We start from the raw sequence: 16618 nt of genomic DNA on the forward strand, positions 1-16618 counted from the left end.
GATTTTAACAAATCCCACCCCAACTATTGACAAAGAGCCTTAAGGATAAGCTCACAGCGCCTCCGCCTTCCCCAAGTGTTTCTATGCAAAGCAGCTGCCCGTCCTTTGACAGGTCAAGCCCTCCGCACTCCAGTATGGTCAGGCCGTCCTCCAGTCCCAACCCGCTGGATGTATCTGTAAATAACTCCCGGATGGTCCCATCCTTCCAGTAAATCCAGGTGACATACTCTGAATCCCCGATTTCCTGCTTCATCTCAAGGACAGGGATACCGTCTATGTCCACCACGTCCACAAGGCCTGCCCGGTCTCCCTGGCGCACCTTGTTGGCAATATAGCTGAGGGCCGTATTGCCTGTATAGCTTACATCGCTGCGCACCGTAATGTTCTCATATACCCGGCTTCCAATCAGCACGGTAAAGAGGGCACTCAAAACAAATACCAGAAACAGCAGCATGGTAAAAAGCACACTTGTCATATGGCCTTTTTTCTCTGTCTTCTGAATCATTCTGATGCCCCCTGCTCTTCTATGGGTATGATGTTAATCTCCGGCATTACATTGGATGCAAAGCCATCATAAAACACATTGTATTTTTTGCGGTTAATCTGTACCCCGTAATTCTCTTCCAGATATTCCACGCTGGGCGGATAACGCCCCTCAATGGCATAACACTGGACCGAAGCCCGGGTAACCGCTTTTTTCAGGGTTTCCTCCTCCCTGCTTCCGGTCCTGCCTGCAAAACTGATCATGGCTCCTGCAGATATTGCAATAACAGCAGCCATGGCTGCCGCTGACAGCAGGTAGCCATAGATGCTGCTCTTTTCCTTTTTCCTGTTCTGAACCTTCATAATCCGGCCTCCCTATCCGATTGCGGATAATACTCCCACCAGAGGAAGCATGACAGACAGAAGCACCAGGCCCACGGACACTGCCAGTACCGCCACAATGGTGGGCTCGAACCTGGCTATCATATTGTCAATGGATGCATCGGCGGCTTCCTCATAATCACCCGATATTTCCTCCATGACACGATCCAGATGGCCGCTCCTGCTTCCCACCTTAATCATCTGTATATAAAAGCCGGAGAACAGCCCGGTATCCTTCATGGACTGGTAATACCCCTCCCCGGCCTGAAGCTGCTCCGAACATCTGCTGATGCGCTCAGCCACCTTTTCATTATCCACCAGTTCCCTGGCCAGCTCCATGCCCTTTTCCAGCTCCATCCCGCTTTTAAGGGTCAGGGAAAGGACCGCGGTAAAACGCCGGTTGGCCACTGCCAGCGCAATCCTGCTGCGGCATTTGACGTAATTATTGAACCGCTCCACAAACCTGAACTTCCTGCCGAACCTGGATGCAGCCCAGATACCGCCTGCCAGCAGTCCCAAAAGGGCCGCCGCAATCAGGGCCGCGCCGCTGAACAGGCCGCCCAGACGGATGGCGGACAGGGCCGCCGGCGACATCTGCGCCCCCAGCTGTTCATATACCTTGTTGAACACCGGCATGACCCGTGTGAACAGGACAAACAGCACCACCAGAAGCATGACCACCATCATGACAGGGTAGGTCACTGCATTCTTAACAGCCTGTATCAGCCGGTATTCCTTTTCATAATACACGGACAGGGATTTCATCATCTGGTCCATGGTTCCCGTGCTCTGGCCCAGCTTGGCCATCTTAACCACATAATCCGGAAATACCTTTGTGTCCTCCAGGACCTTGAAAAACGGGTCCCCCAGTTCCACGCCCTCTGCCATGTACAGCAGCATGTCCTTTTCCTTTTTATCAGCCGCATCCTCTGCCATGATGGCAAGCCCCTCGTCCAGGGGTACCGCTGATTCCAGAAGAAGGGAAATCTGCAGGCAGAAAGCCGACAGCTCCCGGTAGGAATAGCGGTAATAGGCCCCGCCTTGCTTTTCCATCTCTTTGCCTCCCCATTAATAACTGTATTTTGCCTTATAGTTGGATCCATTGCCGATATACTGCATGATTTCCTGGCTCTGGCCGCCGGAGGATGCAAACGTGGGATCCATCAGCTTCCAGCTGTTGCCGTCAAAATAAATCACATTATCCACCCAGCCCTGGCCTTCCAGATAAACATTAATCCAGGCATGATACAGGTTGCCGGTATAACCAACCACCAGCTTGGTGGGGATGTCCTGGGAACGCAGCATGGCTGTCATCAGGGCAGCATAATCAAAACAGATGCCCTTTTTCTGTGCCAGCACCACGTCCACGTTGGGAAGGTAACCCGACTGCACGGATGAGGCCTTGGCCGTATCATAGGTAACATTGCTGATGACATAATTGTAAATATCCGTTACCACGCCAATCTGGTCCGCCGCGCCTGCTGCCACGGCAGCGCCAGTCTGCACGGCAGCGCTGGCTGAGTTAAAATTCACATACTGGTTCGGATATAAGAAGGGACCGAACTGGTTGGTTATATTGGCGTCAATGGACTGGCTGAAGGCCTGGGAATACTGGTTGCCCTGGATATTCTCAAATACCTTTACCTGATAGGAGCCGCTGCCCTCGGACAGCGGGAATACCTCGTACACGCCGCTATTATTCAAATCATATGTATAGGTCTCAGAGCCGCTTTTTGTAATCTGGATTTTAATCTTTCCCACGCTGCCAGTGTACTTGACCATGATGTAGCCCTCTGATACATTGGAAGCATCCAGGGTGGCTTTTTCGTTCTTATACGTGGTCACTCCGGAGGCAATGGGCGTGCGCACATAACTGCCCGCAGGCTTATTATATAAAGGCACCCGGGCGTCCTCTATCTCCACCGTGTCCCTGCCGGTCAGGGCCCATGCCGCGGTGGCCGGGAAACCGCCTGCTGCAATCATCCCGGCTGTGACGGCGGCCATTAACTTCATAACTGGTTTACGTATCAATCTCATCATAAATTCACCTCTTGCCTGCCTATGGGGAATCTTATGGCGTCATGCGCTGTCTCACAATCTCATACGCCAGCACCCCGGCTGCCACAGATGCATTCAGGGAGTCAATATCACCCTTCATGGGAATGGAGGCCGTCATATCACAGTGCTCCCTGACCAGCTTGCCCACGCCTTCCCCCTCATTGCCAACCACAAGCCCGATAGGGCCTTTCAGGTTCACCTTATACATTATATCGCCGCCCATGTCCGCACAGACAAACCACATTCCCTTTTTCTTCAGGTCCTCCATGGTGGCTGTCAGGTTGGTAACCTTTGCCACCGGGGTATAGTTAAGGGCTCCTGCGGATGTCTTGGCAACCGTGGCCGTAAGCCCTGCCGCCCTCCGCTTGGGGATGATGACCCCGTGTGCGCCTGCCAGATTGGCTGTCCTAATAATGGCGCCCAGGTTATGGGGATCTTCTATGCCGTCCAGCAGGATGAGGAATGGCGGTTCCCCTTTCTCCTCTGCCGCTTTCAGCATATCCTCCACCTCTGCGTACTCATAGGCCGCCGCATATGCAATCACGCCCTGGTGCTTACCGGTCTCTGAAATCTGGTCCAGACGCTCCCTGGACACATAATTCAGAATGGTATCGTGTTTCTTGGCTTCCCTCACAATGGTGCGCACCGGTCCGTCCTGACAGCCGTCCAGCACGAACAGCTTATCAATGGTCTTGCCGGAACGGAATGCCTCCAGCACCGCATTGCGCCCCTCTATGGTCAGTTCTTCATATCTCATGTCATGTCTCCTGTCTCTTTTCCGGCCATGGTGTCTGCGGCGGTTTCATCCTCTGCGGCCGGTTTATCTTCCCCGCCCGGTTTATCCTCTGCGGCTGGTTTATCTTCCCCACCCGGTTTATCTTCCCCGTCGCGCCCATCTTCTCCGCCCGGCAGTTCCCCCAGCCTTATCAGGCCCTGGCTCACCAGATATACCAGCCTGTCATAGCGTTCCTTAAGGAACAGCCAGCCGGCCAGGGCTTCCAGACCAGTGGCGGTCCGGTAATCAATCACCGATGCGTTCTTGGCCGTTGTCACGGATTTGGCATTGCGCCCCCGTTTGTACACGGCGTGTTCTTCCGCTGTCAGCAGGTCTTCAATGGCCCTTATAAGGGCTGCCTGGGTGCCTGCCTTGACCAGTCCGGCGCTTCGCTTATGCATCTTATTCACCTGCATGCTGCCCTGGTTCACAACCCTGAATCGGATAATGAGTTCATATACCGCATCCCCAATATAGGCCAGAACCAGTGGCGAGTACATATTCACGTCCACTGGTTCAAGCTTCATACACTGTTTATAATATGTCAGGAAATCAACTGAAGTCACACTCTCTTCCACTTTACGCCCTCTCTGGTATCTTCCAGTACAATGCCCATATCAAGAAGCTTTCCGCGGATTTCATCTGCCAGTGCAAAATTCTTATCTTTTCTGGCCTGCTGTCTGGCCGCAATCATTTCCTCAATGTCGCTGTCCAGTACTTCTTCCTTTTTCTCAGTTATGATGCCCAGCACATCGCACAGCTTTTCGATGTTTTTCTTAAGGAAAGACACATACGCCTTGGTACTTGAAGCATCAGCCGTGGTATTAGCCAGCTTCACCAGTTCAAAGACAACCGATATGGCGTCCGCGGTATTGAAGTCATCGTCCATGGCTTCCTCAAACCTGCCCAGAAGCCTGCCCGCCTCTTCCATGCTGTCCTGTTCCCCACAGGTTTCAACCGCTCCCTCTGCCTTTGCTTCCAGGTCCCTCAGCTTATCCACACAGGTCAGGATACGCTCCAGGCCGTTCTTAGACGCCTCCATCAGGTCGGCGCTGAAGTTAAGGGGGCTGCGGTAATGGGCGCTGAGCATGAAGAAACGCAGCACCTGCAAATCATACTTTTCACTGATTTCACGGACCGTAAAGAAATTGCCCAGGGATTTAGACATTTTCCTGTTGTCAATGTTAAGGAACGCATTGTGCATCCAGTAGGTTGCAAAGGGCTTGTCGTTGGCGCACTCGCTCTGTGCGATTTCATTCTCATGGTGGGGAAAGATTAAGTCCTCGCCTCCTGCATGGATGTCAATCTGCTCGCCCAGATAGCGTTTGGACATGACGGAGCACTCAATATGCCAGCCCGGACGTCCGTTGCACCATGGTGACTCCCAGAAAGGCTCCCCTTCCTTTTTCGGCTTCCACAGCACGAAATCACTTGGGTCTTCCTTCCCTTCCTCGCCGGTCACCTTAATCTCGCGGAAACCAGACTGCAGTTCATCCAGATTCTTATGGGACAGCTTGCCGTACTCCTTAAAGGAATTGGTCCTGAAATAAACCGTGCCGTCCTTTGCCACATATGCGTGCCCCTTATCAATCAGGGTCTGGATCATCTCCAGCATCCCGCAGATTTCCTGGGTTGCCTGGGGATGTACCGTGGCGGGCTTGACATTCATGGCCGCCATGTCCTTTTTGCACTCCTCAATATAGCGCTTTGAGACAGTATCCGCGTCCACGCCCTCTTCAATGGCTTTCTTTATGATCTTATCATCCACATCCGTAAAATTGGATACATACTTCACATCATAGCCCTTATACTCAAAATACCTGCGCACCGTATCAAATACGATCATGGGTCTCGCGTTGCCGATGTGAATCAGATTATACACCGTGGGTCCGCATACATACATCTTGACCTCGCCTGGCGTCAATGGCACAAACTCCTCTTTTCTTCTGCTCAGTGTGTTAAATATCTTCATACTCTTATTCTCCTCGTGGATAAATTCTCTCTTATCTACCTGATTTCCCTAAACCTTTATATGTCTTTTTCCTTATCCCCGGCCACAGCCAGGACAGCTTTTACAGCCCTCAGACATCATTTTATTATCATAACAGTAGTCTGCCGGTTCCGTCAATAAGGTAATTGCCTGAGAAGAAATCCCTTCCCCTGTTCCTGTAAAACCAAGCCCCTCCTCCGTGGTGGCCTTGACGCTGACCCTGCCCGCATCCAGGTGGAGGGCCTCTGCCATATTGGCCGCCATCTGCGGCCTGTACGGTGCAAGCTTTGGCTTCTGGGCAATAATGGTGGCATCGATATTCTCTATCACATACCCCTTCTCATCCAGAAGTTCCCCTACCCTTCTTAACAGTTCTATGCTGGAAATCCCTTTATATGCAGGGTCCGTATCCGGGAAATGCTGTCCGATGTCCCCCAGCGCGGCCGCCCCCAAAAGAGCATCCATCACCGCGTGGACCAGCACATCCGCATCTGAATGGCCCAGCAATCCCTTTTCATAGGGAATGGTCACGCCTCCCAGAATCAGGCTGCGGTCCTCCGCCAGCCTATGAACATCATATCCTTGTCCGATTCTCATAGATTCTCCTTAATTATATGCTTGTTAATATCATACGCTTCTTAAACTATATGCCTGTTTCCATACTTGCTGTCCCCTGATCCGTTACCGATAAAGCTTTTATTTTCTTCGTTCAGGGGCCTGTCTTGATATGCCATACCTGATACAAAGCCTTACCGCAACCCACTATACCATCATCCTTACCTTCCTGGCAATACATCCCGCCTGGATATCCGTCTGAAGGCCGCAGCACTCGCCGTCCGCGTGGACCGGAAGGGCTGCCTCTGTGTGGATGGCAATCTCCCTGCACTCAAAACTGCGCACCCCCTTCTGTTTTCCCTTACGCCTTGTGAGCGCTGAAAGCAGGACCGGAATCATCCTTGCCTTGGCAGCATGGCTGACCACGCATATATTCATCTTTCCATCACTGCCGTCCGCTCCCGGCGCAAACAGGAAGCCTCCGCCTTCTGAAGGCTGTATGTGGCATGAGATGAAAAGGATATTGTTAAACTCCACCTTCTTCACTCCGTCCAGTATGATGTAGCCCTTGGAGGACTTACATCGGAAAAACTGGCGTATCCCGAAGATGATATAGGAAAGTCTTCCCAATCCCATACAGCTTAAACGCCGGCTGCACCCGCTCGTCAATACATCCTGGCACACGGACGCATCGTAACCGATGCCCGCGCTTACAAGGAAACGCCGGTGTGACACTTCCCTATCCCCGTAAGAAAGCACGCCATAATCTATCATGGTAAAATGCCTGGGCGTCAGCTGCTTCTTCAGGCACTTAAACACCCTCCTTGGCATATGAAGGCTTCGGGCCAGGTCATTGCCCGTCCCGGCAGGTATATATCCAAGGCTTAAAGGCGCATGGAAAGAAACGCCGTCCAGGACTTCATTCATGGTCCCATCGCCGCCAACCGCAATGATGTAGCGCGGTTCGCGGACGCCATCGGTCAGCCTCCTGGCAATGAGCCTGGCATCGCCAATCCCCTCTGTCAGGAAAGCTTCATATTCTATATTATGATTATCCATATAGCGGGCCATGGCCTTCCAAAGCTTCATGCCTCTGCCGCTTCCCGCGTTGGGGTTTACGATAAAGTTATACATGAGAGGTATACGGAGTCCTTTCCAGTGTATTAATTAATTTCTAATATCTGTCGATTATTATACCATAATCCCATATAAAACACTAAGAAAATTTCTATAAAAAAAATAGTTAAAAAAGTCTTGACAATTACCACAATTTATCATATACTGTACAGGCAGTCGCGATTGAGCTGCTGCGAAGCCCGGATTGTGGGGTCTTAGCTCAGCTGGGAGAGCATCTGCCTTACAAGCAGAGGGTCACAGGTTCGAGCCCTGTAGGCCCCACTACCTATCAAAATTTAATATGGCGGAATAGCTCAGTTGGCTAGAGCACACGGTTCATACCCGTGGTGTCGAGAGTTCGAATCTCCCTTCCGCTACTAACTGAAACCCCTGAACGCTTGATGATTCAAGTGAGTCAGGGATTTTGCTTTTAAAAATCCATGGATTCCCACATACGAATTGGTGTTATTATTAGAGTAAACCAGCAAACCGATCTTATACCTCACACGGAGGAAAAAATCATGTGGCTTCTTTTTGCATTTGCTTCATCCCTATTCGCAGCATTGACTTCGATTCTGGCAAAGATAGGAATAGAGGGCGTGAATTCCAATCTTGCAACCGCCCTGAGAACCATGGTTGCGGTAATCATGGCCTGGGGAATGGTATTTCTTACAAACTCACAGGGAGGAATTGCAAGCATATCGAAAAAGAGCTGGATTTTCCTTATCCTGTCAGGCATAGCCACCGGCATCTCCTGGCTCTGTTATTACAGGGCATTACAGATTGGGGAGGCATCAAAGGTGGTCCCTATTGACAAATTAAGCGTTGTCATAACCATCATACTGGCTTTTGTTTTCTTACATGAAAGCATAACCGTCAAATCAATCATCGGTATGATATTGATTACAGCAGGCACCCTGTTCATGGTTTTATAAAGAAACCTGCCATGCAATGATACGGGTCAGCCCCATCCATGACCCTATCTGACTTTTATGTATCACTTCTTTCCCTGTACATCCAAATCCACTTCCAGCGAATCCAGTATCTGGTCCATATCCTTCTTCACAACCTCATCAAAGCGCGTGGACCAGACCAGGGCCGCATATTCCCTGCCATACGCTTCGAACTCAATTGAGATTCCATAATCCGGTCTTGATGAACCTGGATAAATGGTTTTTGTAATATATTTTGCATACTCTATACCATCCCTGGTGTATACCTGTTCATCCAGAGTGATTACCTGGCCTTTTTCCTCAGGGTCTTCCGGGGTGTCATCTGTCTTTTCAAAAAGGAAAACCATAATCCTGTCACCGATGGCATAAACCCCCTTTTTTACGCCGGGATATTCCCCATCCGGTCCAAGCGCCCTCTTTCCAGGCGGCATCAGCATCGATACACCGGTATTGGAAATGGCATGTCTGCTCCAGCTGGATATGTTTTCAGGCTTATAATAACGTTCCGCCCCATGATACGTGATTCCTGCGCCTAATATCATTATAAAAACAGCTGCAATCCTGGAACATATCCTTTTCTTTGTCATCCTTACTTCCGGACAGGTCTCAGGCACTTCGGTCCCATCGGATGCAATCAAAAAAGAAAATACAGAAATAAACAGGTAGGGTATGATATATATTATTGTCTAAACAATAAAAAACATCCTCATGGGCCCATGCAGGACATCATCCGTGGTTCCTAAAAGCATTCCCAGCGGTATGCAGCCCACTATGCCCAGCGCGCCTATGATAATGTATGAAAAGCATAATTTCCTGCTTTCAATCAGCAGCCTGTCCGGGACTCCTGCTAACATGATGAAAATAACGCCGCATGCCGAACCGCACCATACCGGCTGTCCTCCAATCATTTCAAATGGATTAAAAGAACCGATTATTCCGATTGACCATTCCCAAAACAGCGAATACAGCACGGTTATGGATCCATATATGTATAATGCCCTCTTTAAATACCTGATACGTTTTTCCAGCCTGCTCATACCCTTTCCCCTTTTTGATTCCACATCCCCCGTCTTCCATCGTTACCCATGCATGATTCCGGTCAGCAGGTTTTATGGTTCACACATTTCCTGTCTGATGCTGATTCCCTGTATGGCCGGTTCATATTGTGGATAAGTCTGTGGATGGTTTGTTAATTACATGTGGATAAGTTTACAATCATTGATACGGCCCCTTTTCTATGGCTATCAGGATCAGGGCCACGTCCAGATTCACCTTTGCCTTCTCATTACTGATAAATTTACCCCAGTCCGTCTCAGCGCTGTCCGGAAACAGTTCCATGGCTGTAAACATATCCTCAGCTGCCTTTGTTGACTGATATATGACATATGATTCCCGCATCTTACCATCCCCATATAGAATTTTTATACACCCGCATACATTTCCATATCATTCTAAAATCCCAACCATTGGAAATCAATCGGATATTTGCGCACATATGCACATAGCATGGACTTTCAGGGTATAAAAACAGCAGCCCCTGGAGGTAATGCCCCCCGAAAGGCTGCTTCAGACACAGCTGACGGAAAGCAATTTTCAAACTAATCCTAAGCTTCCCGCGCTGTCCCGTCCAGATAATCCAGGATTTCCTGGGCATTTGTATCTGGCTTTGCCTTTTCAAACACCTTTTCAATCACGCCATCCTCATCAATCACATATGTGCTTCTGACCACACCCATGGATACCTTTCCATAAAGTTTCTTTTCCTTCCACACATCATAAGCCTGGATGGCTGTCAGTTCCGGGTCCGACAGGAGGATGAAGGGCAGGCCATATTTGGCTGCAAAGCCTGCATGGGATTTCCCGCTGTCCCTGCTCACCCCTATAACCTCCACATTCCTCTCCTTAAACCCGGCATAAGCACCTGCAAACGCACAGGCCTGCCTGGTGCACCCCGGCGTATTATCCTTCGGATAAAAATACAGCACCACCTTCTTACCTCTAAATGAGGACAGGGCAACTTCCTTCCCATCTTTATCCTTAAGTGTAAAATCCGGCGCCTTTACTCCAACTTCAAGCATGTCTTTCCTCCTACTGCACTTTGTGTCCTATATGCAATCCACATATAAATCCATATTATTCCCTTGCCCTCCAGTTGTCAAGGCAGAATATAGGTCCGGATAAAAACAGGCAGCCCGGTCCAGGACACCGGAACTGCCTATTAACTCTAATACTCCCCTTTATTCATTTACATTCTTCTTAAGAAATCCAAGGATAACGCAGCCCACGGCCGCCCCCGCCACAATGGCCGCCAGGTACATGAACGGATTGCCGATGGTCGGCAGTACGAAAATGCCGCCATGAGGGGCGCGCAGTGTGCATCCAAATGCCATGGAAAGTCCGCCCGCCAGGGCAGAGCCGATGATACAGGACGGAATGACGCGCAGCGGGTCCTGTGCGGCAAAGGGAATGGCTCCCTCCGTTATGAAGGACAGTCCCATGACATAGTTTACAATGCCGGACTGACGGTCCTTTGCAGTGAATTTCTTTTTAAAGAAAGTGGTGCACAGTGCGATTGCAATGGGCGGAACCATTCCGCCTGCCATGACGGCCGCCATGACTTCGAAGTTGCCCTCTGCCAGCTGGGCGGTTCCGAACACGTAGGCCGCCTTGTTAAATGGTCCCCCCATATCAATGGACATCATGCCGCCCAGTACCATGCCAAGCACAACCCTGCTGGCGCCGCCCATGCCGCCCAGGAAATGGGTCAGCCCGTCATTTATCATTCCCATATAAGGGTTTATGAAGGTGGTGACAACGGCTGCCAGGAATATCCCGATTACCGGGTACAGAAGCACCGGTTTGATTCCTTCCAGGGATTTTGGCAGTTTTGAAAACAGCTTTCTCAGGCCAACCACGATATATCCGCTTACAAAGCCCGCGAACAGCGCTCCCAGGAATCCTGCGTTCACATCCCCGCCGGCCGGGTTTGCAAAGGTGGCGCCCATCTTTGCAATCATGCCGGCCACGAGGCCCACTGCCAGTCCCGGCCGGTCGGCAATACTCATGGCAATGAACCCGGCCAGGATGGGAAGCATCATGCCAAAGGCCTGCTCTCCAATGGTCTTAAGGTATGCTGCCAAAGGCGTGTTCTTACCAAAGTTGGAAGGATTAATGGAGTAGTCATCAAAAAGGAATGCCAGTGCAATGAGGATGCCGCCTCCGATTACAAATGGAAGCATATGGGATACGCCATTCATCAGATGCTTGTAAATGGTACGCCCCATGCTGTCATTGCCGCTGTCCGGCAATCCCCCTTCTGAACCGGTATGGCGGTAAACCGGAACCGTTCCGCTCACAGCCCTGTTAACCAGCTCCTCCGCCTTGTGGATACCGTCGGCAACCGGAACCATGATAACCGGCTTCCCGTCAAACCGGGCCATCTCCACGTTCTTGTCTGCCGCAATGATAATAGCATCAGCCGCAGCTATCTCTTCCCTTGTGAGCACATTCTGGGCGCCGCCGGAGCCGTCGGTCTCAGCCTTCAGCGCAATCCCCAGCTTCTTACCCGTGTTCTCCAGGTTCTCGGCAGCCATATAGGTGTGGGCAATGCCGGTAGGGCAGGCAGTGACCGCAAGCACGCGGTAGCCGCCAGACGCCCTGCCATTTCCGCCCTGTTTGCCGGACGCCACGACATCTCCGGCCGGACCGCCATCCGCCTCACCGTCCCTGTCCAGATCAGCAAAAGCCCGGTCATCCTCCCTGGTCTCCCCTCCCTCCGGAGCGCCAAAGCGTGCAACCTCTGCCTCGTCAATGATCTTCAGGAATTCATCCTTATCCTTTGCCTTTATCAGATTCTCCTTAAACCCCGGATTCATCAGAAGGGTGGACAGGCGGGACAATGCCTCCAGGTGTACGTCCGCTCCGCCGGCCGGGGCCGCAATCATGAACAGCAGATGGGCCAGGGAACCGTCAAATGCCTCATAGTCCACCCCCTCCTTCACCACCATGGCTGCCAGCCCGGGTTCCTTTACCGCTTCCACCTTTGCATGGGGGATGGCAATCCCTTCGCCGATTGCAGTACTGCCAAGGGCTTCCCTGGCCAGGATCCCTTCTTTATATCCGGCCTTGTCATTCAGGCGTCCGCCTGCATCCATAAGGGATACCAGCTTATCAATGGCCTCTTCCTTGGAATCAGCCGCAACATCCAGTTCAATACTTTCTCTTTTTAATAATTCCGTTATGCGCATACAACTCGCCCCTCCTGTTTCATTAAAGTGTTTCCATGAGTTCCATGATATCCTGCTTTGTTCCGATTCCATCTGAAAATGCCGTCGCTCCGCCGCATGCAGTGCCCAGCTTCAGGGCATATCTGCAATCGCCTGTTTCCAGGTACCCGGCAATGAACCCGGCCACCATGGAATCCCCGGCCCCCACTGAGTTCCTGACCGTCCCCCTGGCAACGCCTTGTCTGTAAATACTGCCATCCTCCGCCACAAGGATTGCCCCGTCCTTTGCCATGGATACCAGTACGTTGACCGCTCCCATTTCCCGGAGCTTTCCTGCATAGGCTGCAATGTCCTCATCCGTGGCAGCCGTGACACCGAACATCTGCCCCAGTTCATGGTTATTGGGCTTGATCAGGAATGGATGGTATTTCAGGACATTCAGCAAAAGGTCCTTTTCCGCATCCACAACAATCCGGATTCCCCGGCCGTCAAGCATCTCCATGATGCGCTCGTAGATATCCTCGTCAACGCAGGCCGGAATGCTTCCGGAAAGCACCAGGACATCCCCCTGTTCCAGATGGGACAGCTTTTCAAAAAGCGCCTTTACATCCCCGGCCGTTATCTCAGGGCCCATGCCGTTGATTTCGCTTTCTTCATCTGATTTCAGTTTCACGTTTATCCGGGACATCCCCTTTTCTGCCTTAATGAAGTCCGATTGAAAGCCAAGCTTCTTAACGCCCCGTTCAATCTCATCCCCGGTGAATCCCGCCACAAACCCCAGTGCCGTGCTCTGATACCCCAGATTGGCCAGAAGGGCTGATACATTGATTCCCTTGCCTCCATAAAAGATGTTTTCCCTGATTGTCCGGTTGACCCTTCCCGGTGTGAAATGATTTACGGTTACCACATAATCCAGTGCCGGATTGAACGTTACTGTGTAAATCATATATCACTTACCTCTCTTTTCATGAAAATTATTTTCTTTGTTACCTTTATCATAATACGATATCGTTTTTTCGTCAATAGTTATTCATAAGAAAATATGTTTCTTCTCGTTTTTCATCACAATATACAAACAGGCAGCCTATTCATGTAAAAAGCCGCCTGTTTTTTGTGCATTTTTTCTATTTTCTCTTCTGTGAATTTACGATTATTCCCAAATCACTTTTTATCCGGTGATATGGCATTTTCATGGCGGCGTATATGGTCCACCGCATCTGTCTTTCCTGCCATCAAAAGCAGGTACAGTATCTCCACCACCGCTGTGGCCGTTACCCTTGAGAACCAGAACTCCTCTGTCAGAAGCTTTTCCCTGGTGGCAGTGACAATCCGGTAATCTGATATGGCTGCCAGGGGTGAACTGCTGTTGTTGGTAATCAGTATGACCGTGCACCCGTTCTCCTTCGCCCCCTGTGCCAGGGTCATGAGACGCTTGGATGAGCCGGAATTGGATATGATGAGGATTACATCCTCTGGCCCCAGATTAAAGGTATAGGCGGTCTGGCTCTCCCATATATCCCCTGCCACCGCCGCAATCCCCAGCTGGTTCAGCTTAAATGCGCCGTCCAGGGCAACGGGAATGGTATTTCCCACTGCCGCAAGCTGTACCATACGTGCGTGTTCCAGCTTGTGAAGGATCTGCTCCAGGTTCTCCGGATCCATCATGTTCACTGTCTCGGTCAGTTCCGCCACCTTATTGGCAAGGATGTTCTGCAAAGACTGGGACAGGTCATGCCTGTCTATGTCATTGGAAACATTGACGTCACCACGTTCTTCCTCCAGCACCTCCCTGGCCAGGGCCAGCTTCAGGCTGTGGAACCCCTTAAACCCGCACCGCCTGCAAAAACGCGACACCGTGGCGTCGCTGGTACCGCTGGCCTTGGCCAGTTCCCCCACCGTCATATCCACCACTTCCGCCTTATGCTCCATCATATAATCCGCTATCTTTTTTTCTGCTTCAAAAAATCCGTCATAGGAGGAGCAGATGACTCCCAGCGCGCTTCGTGTCTCTCCCATATCACATTCCGTCCATTCTGTGTAAATTTATTTCATAGATTAAATATAGCACATAAAATTTAAAATTAAAAGCTGTTTATGGGCATATATTATAAAGCTTTCTAAAGGTTTATTAACTTTTTTGGAAGCCCCTTGTAATTCTAATTTCAGTGTGCTATAATCTCAGAACGTTGAGATATTTTTAACACTTTCTTTACATTTTTGTGATATTTATTTTTTCAAACAGAGAAAGAGGCTGATACTATGAACAGTATAAAAGCATTTCTTTACAAGTACAGGCACGCGTGGATATTGTCCTACTCATTCATCTATATCCCCTGGTTCTGTTACCTGGAAAAGGCAGTCACCCGCAACTATCATGTCATGCATGTGGCACTGGACGACTTCATTCCATTTAACGAATATTTTATTGTTCCCTATATGATGTGGTTTTTATACGTGGCAGGCGCCATTCTTTATTTCCTGCTGACCAGCAAGGAGGATTTTTACAGGATCTGCACCTTCCTGTTCTCAGGAATGACCATCAGCCTGATCATCTGCACCTTTTTCCGCAATGGCACGGACTTCAGGCCCGCGCTGGATCCTGGAAAGAATGTGTTTACCAGCATGGTGGCCGCCCTTTACAGGACCGATACGCCAACCAATGTGTTCCCAAGCATACATGTGTACAACTCCATCGGCACCCACATCGCCATCATGAAGAGCGCGGCGCTGAGGAAGCACCGGCTGGTGCGGGCCGGTTCCGGCATACTGATGGTGTCCATCTGCCTGTCCACCGTGTTCTTAAAACAGCACTCCGTCATTGATATGATAGGGGCAGCCATCATGGCTTATGTGATTTACGGGATTGTCTATGGATATAACTGGTCCGCAGAGGATAAGAAGGTCAGGGAGAAGGCACTGAGCTGACAATACAAAGGGATGCTGAAAAACCAAGGCACATCAGTTTTTCAGCATCCCTTTTTCCGTTCATGGACAGCCGGCCCCAATCAAGGCCGGCTGTCCGTTCAATCAGTTAAACCCATAAAATTTCTGTGTAATCTTATACCCAAGGATCAGAAGCTTCCGCCCGCCTTTACCCGGAAGGTTGCAGCCCTGCCCCAAAAACCCCAGGCGCATGCGCAGGTACAGCGGCAGGTTCATTTTCTTCAGGTACTGCCATAGTTCCTTTTTCTTCTCCAGATTCTCCTCTGTCCCTGACTTAATGGCCAGGACCGAGGACACGGTCATCATGATTTCCAGATACTGGGTCATATAATGGCGCAGCTTCCTGCTGCTGATTTTCATCACATCGTAGTATCCCAGCATCAGCTTGGTCACAAGAAGCTGCTGGTCAATCCTCCCGATCATCACCGTCTCATTCACGGACTGGTCCTGTCTTCCGATAAAATACCGGTAGAAATTCACATCCAGATAATAAATATGTTTCACATGAGGCAATGGCTGGTACACGAAAATGTTGTCCACATAAAATGTATGCTTTGGCAGTTCCAGTCCGCACTGCCTTAAAAGCCCTGTCCTGTATATGACGGAATGCATCAGTATGTACTGGCCTGTCATGAAGAATTTAACGTCATCCCATCCAAAGACCTTCTCCTTTGGAAACGCGGTGTTGTACTTCATGACCTTCTTGCGTTTTGCCCCCTGTTTCTCATACACAAAGTTGGTAACCAGCATGTCCAGGGTCTCTTCCCCGTACACAAAACGGCGCAGGGTTTCAAGTACTTCCTGAAAGGCCTCCTCATTCACCCAGTCATCGCTGTCCACCACCTTAAAAAAGATTCCGGTGGCATTCCTAAGACCGGTATTCACTGCCTCGCCATGCCCCCCGTTCTCCTGGTGGATTGCCCGGCAGATGGTCGGGTATCTCCCCGCATATTCATCCGCAATCTCTGCTGTCCTGTCCTTGGCAGAGCCATCATCCACAATGATGATCTCCACCTCCTCCCCGCCCGTAAGCAGGGTATTGATACAATGTTCCATATAACTCTCCGAGTTATAGCAGGGTATTGCCACGGATAATAACTTCACTTTTTCTCCTCCTCATCACAAGCAATCAGCGCCT

At 50.4% G+C, this 16618-nt stretch carries 18 protein-coding genes, 2 tRNA genes and 1 pseudogene; 4 read left to right on the forward strand and 17 right to left on the reverse strand.

Annotation, left to right across the window (positions count from 1 at the left end):
* Positions 1–4 precede the first annotated feature (4 nt).
* The 9 genes and pseudogenes from DWX59_RS26705 to DWX59_RS26745 form a co-directional block, all read right to left on the reverse strand.
* Positions 5–505 (reverse strand): DUF4860 domain-containing protein, encoded by a 501-nt coding sequence (locus DWX59_RS26705; RefSeq protein ID WP_117563195.1) that lies wholly within the window; start codon positions 503–505, stop codon positions 5–7.
* Positions 502–846, reverse strand: a complete 345-nt coding sequence (locus DWX59_RS26710; RefSeq protein ID WP_117563196.1) for a hypothetical protein — start codon at positions 844–846, stop codon at positions 502–504. The genes DWX59_RS26705 and DWX59_RS26710 overlap by 4 nt, the downstream gene beginning before the upstream one ends.
* A 12-nt stretch (positions 847–858) precedes the next feature.
* The gene (locus DWX59_RS26715; protein WP_117563197.1) at positions 859–1917 is read right to left on the reverse strand and encodes a type II secretion system F family protein; all 1059 of its coding nucleotides are present in this window, start codon (positions 1915–1917) and stop codon (positions 859–861) included.
* Between the two features lie 15 nt (positions 1918–1932).
* Positions 1933–2901 carry a transglutaminase-like domain-containing protein gene (locus DWX59_RS26720; RefSeq protein WP_117563239.1) on the reverse strand — a complete coding sequence of 323 codons (969 nt, stop codon included), beginning with the start codon at positions 2899–2901 and terminating at the stop codon, positions 1933–1935.
* A gap of 34 nt (positions 2902–2935) precedes the next feature.
* Positions 2936–3679 carry a 23S rRNA (guanosine(2251)-2'-O)-methyltransferase RlmB gene (rlmB, locus tag DWX59_RS26725; protein WP_117563198.1) on the reverse strand — a complete coding sequence of 248 codons (744 nt, stop codon included), beginning with the start codon at positions 3677–3679 and terminating at the stop codon, positions 2936–2938.
* Positions 3680–3819: 140 nt separating this feature from the next.
* Positions 3820–4275, reverse strand: a pseudogene (locus DWX59_RS26730) (Mini-ribonuclease 3); the annotation flags it as partial.
* On the reverse strand, positions 4260–5669 hold the full coding sequence (cysS, locus tag DWX59_RS26735; RefSeq protein ID WP_117563200.1) for a cysteine--tRNA ligase: 1410 nt from the start codon (positions 5667–5669) through the stop codon (positions 4260–4262). The gene cysS and the pseudogene DWX59_RS26730, both read right to left, overlap by 16 nt.
* Before the next feature lie 72 nt (positions 5670–5741).
* Positions 5742–6284 (reverse strand): 2-C-methyl-D-erythritol 2,4-cyclodiphosphate synthase, encoded by a 543-nt coding sequence (ispF, locus tag DWX59_RS26740; RefSeq protein WP_117563201.1) that lies wholly within the window; start codon positions 6282–6284, stop codon positions 5742–5744.
* Positions 6285–6449: 165 nt separating this feature from the next.
* Positions 6450–7376, reverse strand: a complete 927-nt coding sequence (locus DWX59_RS26745) for a diacylglycerol/lipid kinase family protein (RefSeq protein WP_117563202.1) — start codon at positions 7374–7376, stop codon at positions 6450–6452.
* 191 nt (positions 7377–7567) lie between these two features.
* Between DWX59_RS26745 and DWX59_RS26750 the strand changes: the two genes are divergently transcribed.
* The 3 genes from DWX59_RS26750 to DWX59_RS26760 all read left to right on the forward strand — a co-directional run bounded on the left by DWX59_RS26750 (position 7568) and on the right by DWX59_RS26760 (position 8293).
* Positions 7568–7640: transfer RNA gene (locus DWX59_RS26750), tRNA-Val, on the forward strand.
* 21 nt (positions 7641–7661) lie between these two features.
* Positions 7662–7735: transfer RNA gene (locus tag DWX59_RS26755), tRNA-Met, on the forward strand.
* Positions 7736–7879: 144 nt separating this feature from the next.
* Positions 7880–8293 carry an EamA family transporter gene (locus tag DWX59_RS26760; RefSeq protein WP_166460312.1) on the forward strand — a complete coding sequence of 138 codons (414 nt, stop codon included), beginning with the start codon at positions 7880–7882 and terminating at the stop codon, positions 8291–8293.
* Positions 8294–8355: 62 nt separating this feature from the next.
* Here DWX59_RS26760 and DWX59_RS26765 read toward each other — a convergent pair whose 3' ends face one another.
* The 7 genes from DWX59_RS26765 to DWX59_RS26795 all read right to left on the reverse strand — a co-directional run bounded on the left by DWX59_RS26765 (position 8356) and on the right by DWX59_RS26795 (position 14553).
* Positions 8356–8898 (reverse strand): hypothetical protein, encoded by a 543-nt coding sequence (locus DWX59_RS26765; protein WP_117563203.1) that lies wholly within the window; start codon positions 8896–8898, stop codon positions 8356–8358.
* Between the two features lie 99 nt (positions 8899–8997).
* A complete protein-coding gene (locus tag DWX59_RS26770; RefSeq protein WP_117563204.1) occupies positions 8998–9348 on the reverse strand; it encodes a hypothetical protein in 351 nt (116 codons plus the stop codon).
* Between the two features lie 178 nt (positions 9349–9526).
* Positions 9527–9709, reverse strand: coding sequence for a hypothetical protein (locus DWX59_RS26775; RefSeq protein ID WP_117563205.1), 183 nt, complete (start codon positions 9707–9709; stop codon positions 9527–9529).
* 206 nt (positions 9710–9915) lie between these two features.
* A complete protein-coding gene (bcp, locus tag DWX59_RS26780) occupies positions 9916–10389 on the reverse strand; it encodes a thioredoxin-dependent thiol peroxidase (protein ID WP_117563206.1) in 474 nt (157 codons plus the stop codon).
* 159 nt (positions 10390–10548) lie between these two features.
* Positions 10549–12558 carry a PTS fructose transporter subunit IIABC gene (locus tag DWX59_RS26785; protein WP_117563207.1) on the reverse strand — a complete coding sequence of 670 codons (2010 nt, stop codon included), beginning with the start codon at positions 12556–12558 and terminating at the stop codon, positions 10549–10551.
* 22 nt (positions 12559–12580) lie between these two features.
* Complete coding sequence (pfkB, locus tag DWX59_RS26790; RefSeq protein WP_117563208.1) at positions 12581–13483, reverse strand: 1-phosphofructokinase; 903 nt, start codon at positions 13481–13483, stop codon at positions 12581–12583.
* 215 nt (positions 13484–13698) lie between these two features.
* Positions 13699–14553: a MurR/RpiR family transcriptional regulator gene (locus DWX59_RS26795; protein WP_117563209.1), complete on the reverse strand. Its 855-nt coding sequence runs from the start codon at positions 14551–14553 to the stop codon at positions 13699–13701.
* 243 nt (positions 14554–14796) lie between these two features.
* On the opposite strand from DWX59_RS26795, the gene DWX59_RS26800 reads away from it, so the two are divergent.
* Positions 14797–15462, forward strand: coding sequence for a phosphatase PAP2 family protein (locus DWX59_RS26800; RefSeq protein ID WP_117563210.1), 666 nt, complete (start codon positions 14797–14799; stop codon positions 15460–15462).
* Between the two features lie 102 nt (positions 15463–15564).
* On the opposite strand, the gene DWX59_RS26805 is transcribed toward DWX59_RS26800, so the two are convergent.
* A complete protein-coding gene (locus DWX59_RS26805) occupies positions 15565–16584 on the reverse strand; it encodes a glycosyltransferase family 2 protein (RefSeq protein ID WP_117563211.1) in 1020 nt (339 codons plus the stop codon).
* Positions 16585–16618 lie beyond the last annotated feature (34 nt).

Source organism: Enterocloster aldenensis, assembly GCF_003434055.1.
Lineage (GTDB): Bacteria > Bacillota > Clostridia > Lachnospirales > Lachnospiraceae > Enterocloster > Enterocloster aldenensis.

Bases quoted from the DNA above. Each gene is read 5' to 3' on its own strand.
- DWX59_RS26705 (WP_117563195.1), bottom strand. From the start codon at position 505: ATGATTCAGAAGACAGAGAAAAAAGGCCATATGACAAGTGTGCTTTTT.
- DWX59_RS26710 (WP_117563196.1), bottom strand. From the start codon at position 846: ATGAAGGTTCAGAACAGGAAAAAGGAAAAGAGCAGCATCTATGGCTAC.
- DWX59_RS26715 (WP_117563197.1), bottom strand. From the start codon at position 1,917: ATGGAAAAGCAAGGCGGGGCCTATTACCGCTATTCCTACCGGGAGCTG.
- DWX59_RS26720 (WP_117563239.1), bottom strand. From the start codon at position 2,901: ATGAGATTGATACGTAAACCAGTTATGAAGTTAATGGCCGCCGTCACA.
- rlmB (WP_117563198.1), bottom strand. From the start codon at position 3,679: ATGAGATATGAAGAACTGACCATAGAGGGGCGCAATGCGGTGCTGGAG.
- cysS (WP_117563200.1), bottom strand. From the start codon at position 5,669: ATGAAGATATTTAACACACTGAGCAGAAGAAAAGAGGAGTTTGTGCCA.
- ispF (WP_117563201.1), bottom strand. From the start codon at position 6,284: ATGAGAATCGGACAAGGATATGATGTTCATAGGCTGGCGGAGGACCGC.
- DWX59_RS26745 (WP_117563202.1), bottom strand. From the start codon at position 7,376: ATGTATAACTTTATCGTAAACCCCAACGCGGGAAGCGGCAGAGGCATG.
- DWX59_RS26760 (WP_166460312.1), top strand. From the start codon at position 7,880: ATGTGGCTTCTTTTTGCATTTGCTTCATCCCTATTCGCAGCATTGACT.
- DWX59_RS26765 (WP_117563203.1), bottom strand. From the start codon at position 8,898: ATGACAAAGAAAAGGATATGTTCCAGGATTGCAGCTGTTTTTATAATG.
- DWX59_RS26770 (WP_117563204.1), bottom strand. From the start codon at position 9,348: ATGAGCAGGCTGGAAAAACGTATCAGGTATTTAAAGAGGGCATTATAC.
- DWX59_RS26775 (WP_117563205.1), bottom strand. From the start codon at position 9,709: ATGCGGGAATCATATGTCATATATCAGTCAACAAAGGCAGCTGAGGAT.
- bcp (WP_117563206.1), bottom strand. From the start codon at position 10,389: ATGCTTGAAGTTGGAGTAAAGGCGCCGGATTTTACACTTAAGGATAAA.
- DWX59_RS26785 (WP_117563207.1), bottom strand. From the start codon at position 12,558: ATGCGCATAACGGAATTATTAAAAAGAGAAAGTATTGAACTGGATGTT.
- pfkB (WP_117563208.1), bottom strand. From the start codon at position 13,483: ATGATTTACACAGTAACGTTCAATCCGGCACTGGATTATGTGGTAACC.
- DWX59_RS26795 (WP_117563209.1), bottom strand. From the start codon at position 14,553: ATGGGAGAGACACGAAGCGCGCTGGGAGTCATCTGCTCCTCCTATGAC.
- DWX59_RS26800 (WP_117563210.1), top strand. From the start codon at position 14,797: ATGAACAGTATAAAAGCATTTCTTTACAAGTACAGGCACGCGTGGATA.